This window comes from Neorhizobium huautlense (genome assembly GCF_030811685.1).
In the GTDB taxonomy this organism is placed as follows: domain Bacteria; phylum Pseudomonadota; class Alphaproteobacteria; order Rhizobiales; family Rhizobiaceae; genus Neorhizobium; species Neorhizobium huautlense_A.
Genome location: NZ_JAUSRF010000001.1, coordinates 556,432 through 569,479, shown reverse-complemented (window position 1 = coordinate 569,479; position 13,048 = coordinate 556,432). Strand labels below are relative to the sequence as shown.

At 59.4% G+C, this 13,048-nt stretch carries 12 protein-coding genes; 9 read left to right on the top strand and 3 right to left on the bottom strand.

Annotated elements, in window-relative coordinates; all coding sequences use genetic code 11:
* Positions 1 to 185: 185 nt before the first annotated feature.
* On the top strand, positions 186 to 1,346 hold the full coding sequence (locus J2T09_RS02370; RefSeq protein ID WP_306830635.1) for a M20 aminoacylase family protein: 1,161 nt from the start codon (positions 186 to 188) through the stop codon (positions 1,344 to 1,346).
* 624 nt (positions 1,347 to 1,970) lie between these two features.
* Here the strand turns inward: J2T09_RS02370 and J2T09_RS02365 are convergent.
* The 3 genes from J2T09_RS02365 to J2T09_RS02355 are packed head-to-tail and all read right to left on the bottom strand — an operon-like array spanning position 1,971 to position 5,164.
* Positions 1,971 to 3,284 (bottom strand): aspartate aminotransferase family protein, encoded by a 1,314-nt coding sequence (locus J2T09_RS02365; RefSeq protein ID WP_306830806.1) that lies wholly within the window; start codon positions 3,282 to 3,284, stop codon positions 1,971 to 1,973.
* A gap of 47 nt (positions 3,285 to 3,331) precedes the next feature.
* Positions 3,332 to 4,387: a phosphotransferase gene (locus tag J2T09_RS02360; RefSeq protein WP_306830634.1), complete on the bottom strand. Its 1,056-nt coding sequence runs from the start codon at positions 4,385 to 4,387 to the stop codon at positions 3,332 to 3,334.
* A gap of 42 nt (positions 4,388 to 4,429) precedes the next feature.
* Positions 4,430 to 5,164: an SDR family NAD(P)-dependent oxidoreductase gene (locus tag J2T09_RS02355; RefSeq protein WP_306830632.1), complete on the bottom strand. Its 735-nt coding sequence runs from the start codon at positions 5,162 to 5,164 to the stop codon at positions 4,430 to 4,432.
* Positions 5,165 to 5,559: 395 nt separating this feature from the next.
* Between J2T09_RS02355 and J2T09_RS02350 the strand changes: the two genes are divergently transcribed.
* From J2T09_RS02350 to J2T09_RS02315, 8 genes are all read left to right on the top strand, one after another.
* Positions 5,560 to 6,624 carry an extracellular solute-binding protein gene (locus J2T09_RS02350; RefSeq protein ID WP_306830630.1) on the top strand — a complete coding sequence of 355 codons (1,065 nt, stop codon included), beginning with the start codon at positions 5,560 to 5,562 and terminating at the stop codon, positions 6,622 to 6,624.
* Between the two features lie 159 nt (positions 6,625 to 6,783).
* Positions 6,784 to 7,920 carry an ABC transporter ATP-binding protein gene (locus J2T09_RS02345; protein ID WP_306830628.1) on the top strand — a complete coding sequence of 379 codons (1,137 nt, stop codon included), beginning with the start codon at positions 6,784 to 6,786 and terminating at the stop codon, positions 7,918 to 7,920.
* A gap of 3 nt (positions 7,921 to 7,923) precedes the next feature.
* Positions 7,924 to 8,814 (top strand): ABC transporter permease, encoded by an 891-nt coding sequence (locus J2T09_RS02340; RefSeq protein WP_306830626.1) that lies wholly within the window; start codon positions 7,924 to 7,926, stop codon positions 8,812 to 8,814.
* A gap of 13 nt (positions 8,815 to 8,827) precedes the next feature.
* Positions 8,828 to 9,619 (top strand): ABC transporter permease, encoded by a 792-nt coding sequence (locus J2T09_RS02335; RefSeq protein ID WP_306830624.1) that lies wholly within the window; start codon positions 8,828 to 8,830, stop codon positions 9,617 to 9,619.
* A 26-nt stretch (positions 9,620 to 9,645) separates the two neighbouring features.
* Positions 9,646 to 10,380, top strand: coding sequence for an HpcH/HpaI aldolase family protein (locus J2T09_RS02330; RefSeq protein ID WP_306830622.1), 735 nt, complete (start codon positions 9,646 to 9,648; stop codon positions 10,378 to 10,380).
* A gap of 27 nt (positions 10,381 to 10,407) precedes the next feature.
* A complete protein-coding gene (locus tag J2T09_RS02325; protein WP_306830620.1) occupies positions 10,408 to 11,229 on the top strand; it encodes a carbon-nitrogen hydrolase family protein in 822 nt (273 codons plus the stop codon).
* Positions 11,230 to 11,247: 18 nt separating this feature from the next.
* Positions 11,248 to 11,913: an RraA family protein gene (locus J2T09_RS02320; RefSeq protein WP_306830619.1), complete on the top strand. Its 666-nt coding sequence runs from the start codon at positions 11,248 to 11,250 to the stop codon at positions 11,911 to 11,913.
* Between the two features lie 207 nt (positions 11,914 to 12,120).
* Complete coding sequence (locus J2T09_RS02315; protein WP_306830617.1) at positions 12,121 to 13,038, top strand: LysR family transcriptional regulator; 918 nt, start codon at positions 12,121 to 12,123, stop codon at positions 13,036 to 13,038.
* Positions 13,039 to 13,048: the final 10 nt, after the last annotated feature.

The following is a 13,048-nucleotide window of genomic DNA, read 5'->3' as shown; positions in this document are numbered from 1 at the left end:
CAGTGTTTCTTATCCGGCTCGCTGTCGCTCCGCCGGTCTCTCCCCGCTATGGAGGAAATGCCCACGGTAAAACGCCTGATCACGCCAAGGGGGCATCAATGCGCCAACAGCGTCCATTGTGCCTTGTCGGAAATCCCCTAATCTCTTCTCGCCTGACCTTTCGAAATCAGACAGAGGATCAACCTATGGCTGGGATAGATGCCGAATACGCCGATGTTGTTGAATGGCGACGTGACCTTCACGCACATCCGGAGCTTCAGTTCGACGTCCACAGAACAGCCGAATTGGTAGCAACAAAGCTCAGAGAATTCGGCTGCGATGAGGTTGTGACAGGCATCGGCAAGACGGGTGTCGTGGGGGTAATCCGTGGGCAGAGGCAGACCAGCGGAAAAGTCATTGGCTTGCGTGCTGATATGGATGCCTTGCCAATCGACGAGGAGACCGGAGCCAAGTGGGCATCGACCAACAAGGGGGTTATGCATGCCTGTGGACATGACGGACACACAGCGATGCTACTTGGTGCCGCGCGTGCTCTTGCGCGAACACGCGCATTTGACGGCACAGCGATAGTCATTTTCCAGCCTGCAGAGGAAGGCGGTGGTGGTGGTAGGGCAATGGTTGACGATGGTCTGATGGATCGCTTCAAAGTCAACGAAGTCTATGCCATGCATACGGAGCCGGGATTACCAATTGGCCAGTTTACCACTGCGAGTGGCCCTCTAGCAGCATCCGCAGACGGCTTTAGGATCAGGATAGATGGCAAAGGTGCACACGGGGCATCACCGCATGTCAGCGTTGACCCGCTCGTAGTCGGGGCGAATATACTTCTGGCCCTGCAGACAATCGTATCGCGCAACGTCCACCCGCGCCAATGCGCGGTCGTCACTGTTGGTTGGATAAGTGGCGGCAAGGCCGGAAACGTCATTCCCCAGTCCGCCGAAATGGGGGGAACGGCAAGAACCTTTGATCCTGCGACACGCGACCTGATTGAGAAGCGTGTGACTGAAATCGCCACGCATGTCGCGGAAGCTTATGGTGCAAGGGCTACGGTCACATACAAGAGGATGTTTCCGCCAACCGTAAACCATCCAGATGAGACTGCCTTCGCAGTCAATGTGGCGAGATCGATGGTCGGAGCAGAAAACGTGAACGGGGCCATGGAGCCACTAATGGGATCAGAGGATTTCGCTTTTATGCTGGAAGCTCGTCCAGGCAATATCATGCTCATTGGGAACGGAGATGGACCGTCCGTTCACGATGCCCGGTTTGACTTCAACGACGAGGCGATTCCGTTCGGAGTGTCGTATTTCAAGGCCATCGTGGAGCAGGGGCTACCGTTCGCATGACCGGTTTGGGCCGACAGCAGACTTACACATTCCATGTACGACTTCGATGTCGTAAAAAGAACATCATCGAAGCAAAATCCGCTCGCCCTGAAAATATACCCAAGCTAAATCAATCACTTGTAAAATAGTTGGCAACAACTTCGTCCACCCTCCCAAAAGCCATGCCGACAATTCTCCCGTTCCATCGTGGATACACCGGGAGGCGTCCCGGCGAGTTGGAGCCGGCGCTGGTGTTGGAGAAACGACGTAAGTCTCCATCCTCAGGGTTCGCGGAAACTGGTTCTCCTCCGGCGACACGGGGGAGGTGTTGCGGGCGTTAAAACCTCGCAATGCCTCTGAGGCCCGAAAGAAGCGCGCCGGGCGTGCCTGTGCGGCACACATGATCGCCAGTCGGTGGAGCCACCGGGATGGCTTTTGCAGAGGAACCGAAGTCGCGGACAAAAACCGTCGAACGGGGCACTGAGAGGTGTCAATTACTAACTCAATTACGAGGCAGCTTTCAGTGCCCCGACCACATGCCCCGCCCAGAACACAAAATCGCCGCGGGTGTTTTTTGAAAACCGAAGATCACCAAGGGGTGAGTCCGCCCTGTTTGAGCGTGCCCCCATTTCCCCTTGAAAAGTGCTAGGCGATCTCGGACAGCACCTCTTCCAGCGCACCGAGAAACACATCGGCATTGTCTCGACTAAACGGCAGCGGCGGACGGATTTTCAGCACATTGCCTTCTTTCCCCGATGCGCTGATCAGCACGCGCCGATCCCGCAACGCGTTGACGACTTTTAGCGCAAGCGCTCCATCCGGCGCGCGGCTTTGTCTGTCCGTCACGAATTCCAGCCCGAGAAACAGGCCGATGCCCCTGACATCGCCGATCGCCGCGAATGTTTCCTGCAGTTTGCGCATGCCGGCCAGCATGTAATCGCCGGTCGCTGCCGCATTTTGCATCAGACCTTCATTTTCGATCACATCCAGCACAGCGGAAGCGGCGGCAATCGACACATTGTTGGCGCCAAAGGTGTTGAAATAGCGGATATCCTGCCCGAACCGCTCCTGGATTTCCGATGTCATCACGGCAGCCGCAATCGGCATGCCGTTGCCCATCGGCTTGCCCATCACCACGATATCCGGCGTGACGCCATGGCGCACGAAACCCCACATATGCGAACCCAGACGCCCGAAACCGGGCTGAACTTCGTCGGCGATGTAAAGCACGCCTTCGTCTTTCAGCAGGCCTGCGACAGGTTGCAGGAAACCAACCGGATCGGAAAAAATGCCATCGGTGGAGAAGATGCCATCGGCGATAAAGGCCGCCGGCGTGATGCCGCGACGACGAAAATGCGCGATCGCCTTGGCCACATCCTGCGCCAGCGCCATGCCGACATCGCGGCCATCCGCCCGATAGGTATCGGGCGCCGGCACGGTCAGCACATGCTGGCCAAGCGGCATGTTTGGCCCGAGCGACGGCGAGATCTCAGCCGCCGAAGTGGTGACGCCGTGATAGGCGTTTTCCGTGATGATGATGCCGGTGCCGCCGGTGTAATAGCGCGCCAGCCTGAGCGCCAGATCGACCGCTTCGCTGCCGGTGCAGGTATACATCACACGGTCGAGTTCTGCTGGAAACGTCGCCAGAAGCCGTTCGGAATAATCGAGGATCTGTTCGCCGAGATAACGCGTATGCGTGTTCAGCTCCGCCGCCTGACGCGCAATCGCCTGCGTCACATGCGGATGGCAATGGCCGACCGACGGCACGTTGTTATAGGCATCAAGATAGGCCTCGCCATCCGGACCATACAGCCAGACACCTTCGGCGCGTGTGACATGCACCGGCGTTTCGTAAAACAGCCGATAGGATGGCCCGAGCAGCGCCTGCCGCCGTTCGATCAGTTTTCGCTCACGCTCCGGCAGGCTGCCCAGCCGCGAGGCATCGAAACCGTTGACCATGGTCGCAGTCTGTTTGCCGGAAACGGGCTTGTTCATCGTATGGGTCCTTATCGGTTCGCCGCGCGCAATCGATCGATTGCCTGCGACTTCGGAATGGCGTCAAGCCTGGCCAGCTGTTCCCACACGCTGGCACTGCGGATGGTCAATCGCTCCGCATCCTCGGGAAACAACCTTGCCCGCCATTGCGGAATGGCAAGCCGCATGACCAGCCGCATCACGGCGGCGGTATAAACGAGATCGATTTCAACATCGGACAGGGTGCACTCACTGCGATAGCCTCTGATGAGATCGCACATCGCCTCCACCGGATCAGCCTCGGCACCCATCTGATAGGCCGCCGCAACACCGACATCGAAAAGAACCGGAGCAAACACCATGTCACCGAAATCGATGATGCCGGTAATCTCGTCCGGCCTGTCGGGATCGAACAGAATGTTTTCCATGTTGAAATCGTTATGGATCACCTGCGCCGGCAAAGCCGCCATCACCGGCACGATCTCCGTCTCGAAATCGTCGATAGCCTTTTCCAGCCTTGCCCGCTGGCGCGCACCCGTGAAGGCCGGCATCAGATCGTGCATGCCCATCGCATGGGTCATGTCCCAGGTGATGCGATGCGAGGCTGCTTCATGCGAAAAGCTTTTCAGTGCCTTTTGCATGCGCCCCAGCAACACCCCGATTTTCTGGCGCTGCACCGGCGAATGCGGCGCGGTGCGCTGCGCCATGCCGGGCACGAATGTCACCATGCGCACGCCACGCTCGCCGCCATCATCGGCGACGAAACGGAAATCGGCAGCGCCGTCGCGGGTGCGGATGATGCGCTGGACCGGAATGCCGGGGTCCATCGCCTCCACATGCAAAAGCGCCTGGGTATGCATGGAGGTCACCTTCGGATCCTCTGCCGGGTTGAGGATTTTCAGGAGATAGGCCGTGCCATCCGCAAGCGTCAGCCGGTAATTGCTATCCTTTTCGCCCCACAGCCATTCGGCCTTGCCGGTGAGACCATAATGATCGCGCGCAATCCGTTCCGCCTGATCCGGCGGCACGGCAACGGCACCGGTTTCAAGCTCGGCACCGAGAACGCGTGCGGCGGCAGTGTTTGTCATGGTCGTTGCTCCCGCTTGTCCTGCCAGTACACTGGTCGGCAATCAGACGTGCTGGCCACCATTGATGTGGATTTCCGCACCATTGATGTAGGACGATGCCTCGGTGCAGAGGAAATAGATGGTCTGCGCCACTTCACGCGTCGTGCCGAGCCTGTTCATCGGCACCTGCGCGCTCACCAGATCCGCAGTGCCGGGGGACAGGATGGCCGTATCGATTTCACCCGGTGCGATGGCATTGGCACGAACGCCCATCGGGCCGAACTCATGTGCGAGTTCACGCGTCAGCGCCGCCAGCCCTGCCTTGGACGCAGCATAGGCAACGCCCGCAAACGGATGCACGCGCGAGCCGACGATCGAGGTGACATTGACGATCGATCCCTGCGCCGCCTGCAATTCCGGCATCAGGGCGCGGGCGAGAAGCGCTGTCGAGATCAGGTTGACGTTAAGCACGCGGGACCATGTCGAGGCATCCGTATCGGCCACACCGAGACGCGATCCGCCCGGCCCCTTGGGCGATATGCCGGCATTGTTGACCAGAGCGGCCAGTTTGCCGGAGGGCAAACGCTCCCGGACAATTGCCGCCAAGGCTTCGATGCTGCCGAGATCCTCGAGATCCGCTTGAATGTGGCTTTCGCGCGCGGAAGGCCAACGGCATTCCTCCGAAAACGGCTGCCGCGACACAGTCAGGATGCGCCAGCCATGCTCCATGAAAAGTTTCACTGTCGCGTGGCCGATACCACGGCTGGCGCCGGTGAGAAGCATATAGTTGGTGGTCATGGGCACTCCGCATTGCATGCAGTTTAACTGCGATATGTGCATGCTAGCGTGCGGGCTTTCCTTCTCAAGATATTTCTTTACGCGGCTGCGAATGAAAACAACCACAGGAAGTTCGCAACCGCAGCACACACACCTATGAGAGAGCATCAAGCCACAGGCCGTTCGTCGACAACTCAGAAAACCATCCCCAAACGACACCATAAAATTCGCGTTCGCAGAAAATTATTATTCTTTAAAAGGATTAAATGGCAATTTATTGCCGCCAAATGCAGTAGGATTATCAAAAAGAAATTCTAAACAGTCGGTAGATTTTAGTCGTTGGACCCCTCCCGGCACGCTGCATATCGTTCCCCTAACAACAAGCAAGGCCCAAAGCTGACAAGGGGAATACCGATATGAAACGCATTTCCAGACATGTCCTTTCTGCCACGCTTTTCGCAGCGACAATGCTGTCGGGAGCTTATGCGAACGCCGCCGATATCACCGTTATGGGGTATCGCGGACCGTTCGAAGACAATTACAAGAAGGCCGTCATCGAGCCCTTCATGAAAGCCCATCCCGATATCAAGGTGAACTATTACGGTGTCCAGAACGCCGCCACCTCGCTTGGCAACATGCGCGCCCAGCGGGATGCGCCGCAGGTCAACGCTGTGATCTATGACCTTTCGGTCGCGAAGATCGCCAAGGAGGAAGGCCTCGTTGCCGACCTCGATACATCCAAGCTTTCGAACTATGCCGACGTCTCCGATATCGGCAAGGATCTTGGCGGCGCGGCCATTCCGCTGACCTATGACACGTTGACGCTGATCTACAATTCCAAGGCTTTTCCGACCGCACCGACCAGCTGGGAAACACTTTGGGACAAGGCGCAGGCCGGCAAGGTCGTGCTGCCGGCACAGGGTGGCGGCGACATTCAGGCCATCCTTCTGACGATCATTTCCAACCGCCTTGCCGGAGAGCAGGATTACAAGAACACGATCGACCCGGGCGTCGACAAGCTGGTGGAACTGGCGCCGCGCGTCCAGACCTGGGAGCCGAAGCCGGACGCCTACACGCTGGTCGCCAACGGCACCGCCACCGTCTCCATCGGCTGGAACGCCCGTTCGCAGTTCTATTTCGACCAGACCGAAGGCCGCATGGGTTCCGTCGGCCCGACCGAAGGCACCGCCTCGCAGATCAACGTCGTCAGCGCCATCGAAAAGGCATCCGAACCGGAAGCGACGCAGACTTTTATCAACTACGCCATCGGCCCGGAAGCACAGGCCGCCTTTGCCAAGGCGATGTTCTACGCTCCGGTGAACACCAAGACGCAGGTTGACGAAGCAACAGCCAAGCGCATTCCGATGATGGACCCGGCCCAGCGCGAAAAGCTGATCCCGGTCGACTGGATGACGATCGGCGACATGCGCGACGACATTCTGCAGCCGTGGCGCCGCAAGATCATCCCGGCCGGACGCTGAACCCAACACTCCGGGCCTGCAAAGGCCCGGAATCCGTCCACTTTCCCAAGAAAACCCTGCGGCACGCGCCCCCCTGCGCGTGATCGAGCACCCACGCCATCGTGACGGGATTTTTGTCCCGTCGCCCTCGACGACCTTACATCCGCAAACGGTGACGACATGCAAACTCAGGAACTGCGACAGGTAATCCCGGCCGCTGAAACCAACACCGGCGATCAGGCCTTTCTCAAGCTGAAGGGCATCACAAAACGCTACGGCGTCGATTACATGGCCGTCGACGATCTCGATATCGATGTGCCGAAGGGCAAGCTGCTCGGCCTGCTTGGCCCTTCCGGTTGCGGCAAGACCACGACGCTGCGCATGATCGCCGGCCTCTTGGATATCACCAGAAGCAAGATCACCATCGATGGTGACGACATTTCCCACAAGCCGCCGCACAAGCGCGATATCGGCCTCGTGTTCCAGAACTATGCGTTGTTTCCGCATATGACAGTCGCGCAGAACGTCGCCTTCGGCCTCGAAATGCGTGGCGTCGGCCGCGTGGAAGCGCGTGACCGCGTTGAGGAAGCGCTCGAAATGGTGCGCCTGCCGGGTTACGGCGAGCGCAAGCCGAAGGAAATGTCCGGCGGCCAGCAGCAGCGCGTGGCGCTTGCCCGCGCCCTCGTCATCCGTCCGCGTCTGCTCCTTCTCGATGAGCCGCTTTCCAACCTCGACGCCAAACTGCGCGACGACATGCGCATTGAAATCCGCGAAATCCAGCAGCGCCTGCAGATCACCACCGTCTTCGTCACCCACGATCAGGTGGAAGCGCTGACCATGTGCGATCTCGTCGGCGTCATGCACAAGGGCAAGCTTGCCCAACTGGGCACGCCGGAAGACATTTATGAACGTCCCGCCGATCTGTTCGTCGCCGATTTCGTCGGCCGCACCAACATTCTCGACGGCGAGATCGAGGCGCTCGACCGCGTGCGCATCGGCGCCTCGGTTTATCCCTGCAACACGCGCGGCCTCACCTCCGGCAAGGCAAAGGCCGCCATCCGTCCACACCGTATCAGCCTGACACCCAGCCGCGACCGCTCGCTGGTCAGCATGGCCACCAACGCCGCGCACGGCAAGGTGACCCGCGTCACCTATATCGGCGACGTCGTGCAATACGACATCGATATCGGCGGCAACACACTGACGACCGAAGTGCACACCGCCAGCGCCGGCCACAGTTTTCAGAGCGGCGAAAAGCTTCTCTGTGAGTGGAAGCCGCAGGACATGCAGGTTTTCGCTCAAGGCTCAGGGAACTGAACCATGGCAGCGATCACCTCATCCGTCCCGTTTGCAGAGGCACCCGCCCGCCGGAAGACATTTCCCTTCCTGCTGATCGCGCTGCTTCTGCCCATGGCGATCATCAATTTTGTCGCCTTCGTCCTGCCGGTCATTCGCCTCGGCATGATTTCCTTTATCGAAAGCCGCAGCGGCGGTGTTCTGACCAACAATTACACGCTGGAAAACTACGCCGATTTCTTCACCGACAGCTTTAGCATCGAACTTGTCTCGAACTCGCTCATCCTCGGTTTCGGCGTCACGCTGATCACGCTCTGCTGCGCCTATCCCATCGCGCTTTTCCTGCACCGGGTTTCTCCGAAATGGCGCAACATGCTGTTCGTCATCACCGTGTCGCCGCTTCTCGTCAGCAGCGTGGTGCGCACCTATGGCTGGATGGTCATTCTGGGTGATCAGGGCGTCTTTAACGGCATCCTGATGTCATCCGGCATCATCGACAGCCCGCTGCGCCTCACCAACAACACGCTGGGCGTTTTTATCGGGATGGTCGAGGTACTGATCCCCTATATGGCGCTGTCGCTGATTGCCGGTTTCGGCCGCCTCGAAAACGTCTATGAGGAGGCCGCCGCTTCCCTCGGTGCCAACAGCTGGACCCGCTTTCGCCGCGTGATCCTGCCCTTGACCGCCCCCGGTATCGCGCTCGGCTGCCTGCTCTGCTTCGTGTTGTCGATCAGCTCGTTCATCACCCCGAAGCTGCTCGGCGGTGGACGTGTCTTCCTGCTGGCGACCGAGATTTACGACCAGGCCGTCATCCAGCTGGAATGGCCGACGGCCGCGGCAATCTCCGTCATCGTGCTCATCATCTTCGGCCTTGCGCTCGCGGTCTATTCCCGCGTCGTCAAGCGCTTCGATTAAGGAGGAACCTGACATGATCGGCCAACTGACCCTTCCGTTCAGGCTCCTCGTCGCCTGCATCTATCTTTTTCTGCTCGCGCCCATCCTGATCGTGCTGCCCTTGTCCTTCAGCAATGACAGCTACATCACCTTCCCGCCGGAAAGCTGGGGCCTTCGCTGGTATGCCGCGATGTTCTCGCATGCCGGTTTTGCCCAGGCGCTGTGGATCAGCTTTGTCATCGCCATCACGGTGACGATCCTCGGCCTTGCCGCCGGCGTGCCCGCCGCCTTCGCCATCCGTCGCCGCCAGTTCATCGGCCGCGAGTTTCTGCTCAACCTGTTCACGGCGCCGCTTCTGCTGCCGTCGATCGTGCTCGGCCTCGCCATCCTTCTGGTCTTTGTTCAGGCCCGCCTGCTCGGCACCTATACCGGCCTGATCATCGCCCACCTGATCATCACCACGCCTTATGTGATCCGCATCATGCTGACGGCGTTTTCCACCCTGCCGCCATCGGTGGAGGATGCGGCCACCATGCTCGGTGCCTCGCCCTTCACGGTGGTTCGCCGCATCACCCTGCCCCTGATGATGCCGGGTTTCATCGCAAGCGCCGCCCTTTCCTTCCTTCTCTCCTTCGACGAAGTGGTGATCTCGCTGTTCATCACGGGCCCGCGCCTGCGCACCCTGCCGGTCGAAATCTTCGACTATGTCGAAAGCCAGACCGACCCGATGACGGCCGCCGTTTCCGTCGTCCTCGTCGCCGCCACCCTTCTCATCATCTTCCTGATCGAACGCACCCTTGGCCTCTCGAAGACCATCGGCAAGTGACCAAAATTGCAATGGAGACACCTGAAATGGACAATATCGCGCTCTGGATGTCGCAGCCGCATTTCGGCTTTCTGGAAATCGCCAAGACTTGCGGCGTCAGCCAGCTGGTCATCGAACTGGAACACGGCACATTCGACCTCGCCACGCTCGACCAGTTCCTCGCCTTTTCCAAATCGCTCGGCATTCCGGCCCTGACCAAGGTGATCGCGCCGACCACCGAAGCCATCCAGCAGGCTCTCGATTTCGGTTCGGATGGCGTCATCCTGCCGCATATTCTCGGCGTCGATCACGCCCGCGAAGTGACCAAGGCGGCCAAATACCCGCTGCTCGGCATCCGCTCCTATGCCGGTGGTCGCGTGTTCGGTTACGCCCGCCCGTCTTCCGACGCGTTCGAGAAGGAAAACAAGCGGACCAAGTGCTACGCGATGATCGAAACGGCCGAGAGCCTTGCCGATGTCGAGAAGATCGCGGCACTCGAAACGGTCGACGGCCTGTTCCCCGGCCCGTCGGACCTCGCACTCGCCTGCGGCCGTGGCGCCTATGCCTTCAACGATGAAGACCGTCGTGACCTCTCCCGCATCGCCAAGGCCGCCCGCGACGCCGGCAAGACGTGGATCATGCCCGCCTGGACGCCTGCGGAGCGCCGCTTCGCGCTGGAAGAAGGCGCGGAAATGCTGGTCGTCGCCACCCAGAACATGGCGCTGCGCGCCGGCATCATGTCCACCATCAACGCACTCAAGCAGGAAAAGATCGTCGCCTGAGCGACATCACAATTGGAGGAATTTCCCATGAAAATCAGCCTGATCCAGACCAACCCGCAGCAGGACCGCGAAGCCAACCTGAAGATCACCCGCGATCTGATGACGGAAGCCCTGAAAAACGACCAGCCGGATCTGATCGTCCTGCCGGAATATTTTGAAGTCTACGGCACCACGACGGAAGAAAAGCTGGCGCTGGCCGAACCGGCCGGTGGTGCCGCCTACACGATGGCGCAGGATTTTGCCCGCGACAACAAGGTGTTTGTGCATGCCGGCACGATCATGGAAAAGGTCGAGGGCGAAAACCGCATCTACAACACCTCCTTCGTGTTCGACCGCGAAGGCAAGGAAGTCGCGGCTTACCGAAAAATCCACATGTTCGACATCGTCGCACCCGATGGCACGGCCTACAAGGAGTCCGCCACCGTCAAGCCGGGCGAGGATATCGTCACCTATGAGATCGACGGCATGAAGGTCGGTTGCGCCATCTGCTACGACATCCGTTTCTTCGAACTGTTCCTGCAGCTCGAAAAGGCCGGTTGCGACGTCATCGTGCTGCCCGCCGCCTTCACCCTGCAGACCGGCAAGGACCATTGGGAAGTGCTGGCTCGCGCCCGCGCCATCGAAACCCAGACCTATTTTGCCGCCTGCGGCCAGACAGGCAGCGTCACCGTCAATGGTGAAAAGCGCGCCTGCTACGGCCATTCGCTGGTCTGCGATCCGTGGGGCCACACGATTGCCCGCGCTTCCGATCCGGTCGGTTACGTCACTGCCCGCATCGAGCCCAAGGAAATCAAGCGCGTGCGCAACCTCATCCCGATGACCCAGCATCGTCGCCTCGCCTGCGCTTAAACCAAGGAGAATTCGATCATGTACGTCATCAAGGACATGCCCGAGCAGATCCCCCAGGAAGATCTCGATCTTCTCTCCGGCGTCGAAACCGCAACCGTCGGCCATTGGCGGCTGATGGGCTTCATGGACCGGCAGATCCAGCCGCTGCTTCCCGGTCGTCGCGTTGTCGGCACCGCCGTGACGCTCGCCATCGCTGGGCCGGATTCAACTCTGCTGCATCACGCCACCGGTCAGTTGCGCCCCGGCGACATTCTCGTTGTCGATCGTCTCGGCGATGACAAATATGCCTGCTGGGGTGGCGGCGTCACCGTTGCGGCAAAGGCATCCGGCGCGGTTGCCGGCATTGTCGATGGCCCCTGCACAGACCTCACGGAAATCCAGGATTCGGATTTCCCGATGTGGTCGCGCGGCCTCTCGCCGATCACGACGCGGCTTTACGATCTCGGCGGCGGTTTCAACATTCCGGTCAGCTGCGGCGGTGCCGTGGTGATGCCGGGCGACGCCATCCTTGCCGATGAAAGCGGCGTTCTGGTCATTCCGCGTGACGAGGTGCGTGCTGTTTCCGAAGAAGCGCTCAAGCGTCAGGACAGCGGCAAGAAGCGCGAGGCCAGCGTTCGCGACAAGGTCCAAAAGCTCGGCGACATGACGGGTGCCACCGCGAAGGTTCTGGCCAAGCTCGCCTGAGCTGTTTGACAAACGAGGTCCGAGCGAAAGTCCGGGCCTTCTTTTTGCGATGAATGAGCATTCTCTACCGACCCGGCGTTGCCATATCGCCTCCACGGTGTAACCTGACAACCGGGAACATAGTCTGTGTAAAACAACAGCTTACGACAATCTGGACGCGAATAATGCGCATGATCGGTCGATAAAACGGTGAGGCGCGTTCACGCGATGAATATTCGTTTCCTTGAAACCGTGGTCTGGCTTGCGGAACTTCGAAGTTTTCGCGTCACCGCCGACCGCATGAACATCACTCCAGCCGCGATTTCCAACCGCATTTCAGCCATCGAACAGGAACTCGGCATCCGCCTTTTCGAACGCGATACGCGCGACGTGCACTTGACCCGTGAAGGTCGATCCTTCGTGTCCGGCGCCCGCGATATCATCGCCCGCTACAATCGCCTTGTCGCGGATGTTGCGCCACCCGAAACGGTCGAAGGCACCGTGCGTATCGGCCTCGTTCCTTCGATGGCATTGGCCATTCTCCCCGGCATCATGGAAACGCTGAAACAACGATTTCCGCGCGTGCGCGTGTCGGTGACGACAGACGCATCCCAGACCATCCTCTCAAAACTCGAAAAGCGCGAACTCGACATCATCCTCGGCTTTCACGGTCCGGCACTGGAAAAATTCAGGATTGTCGATCTCTGTACGCTCGGCATGTTCTGGATCGCCAACAGCGCCTTTCCTTCCGACGAAGACGCAATGACCCGCGCCGACCTGATGCTCAACCCGATCATTTCCTATGAGGTCGGCACGCAGGCTTACAAGCGCATGGTCGAATACCTGCCGACCAATTCGCTGGGTCAGGGCGTGGTGCATTATTCCAATTCGCTGGCAACGACGATCAGCATGGTGGCCGCCGGTATCGGCATCGCCGTATTGCCGCCAATCGTCATCCAGAACGAGTTGAGGCTCGGCACGCTAAAGGTGCTGAACGTCCGCCATCCCTTTCCGGCAACCGATTATTTCGCCGTTTATCTCGACAATCCGTCGTCGCGGCTATCTCCACTGATTGCCTCGATCGCCTCGAATGTGTCGGCCGAATTCTGTTCCCTCTACGACAATGCGCTCGCCGTTCACCGGTGATATCCATCAA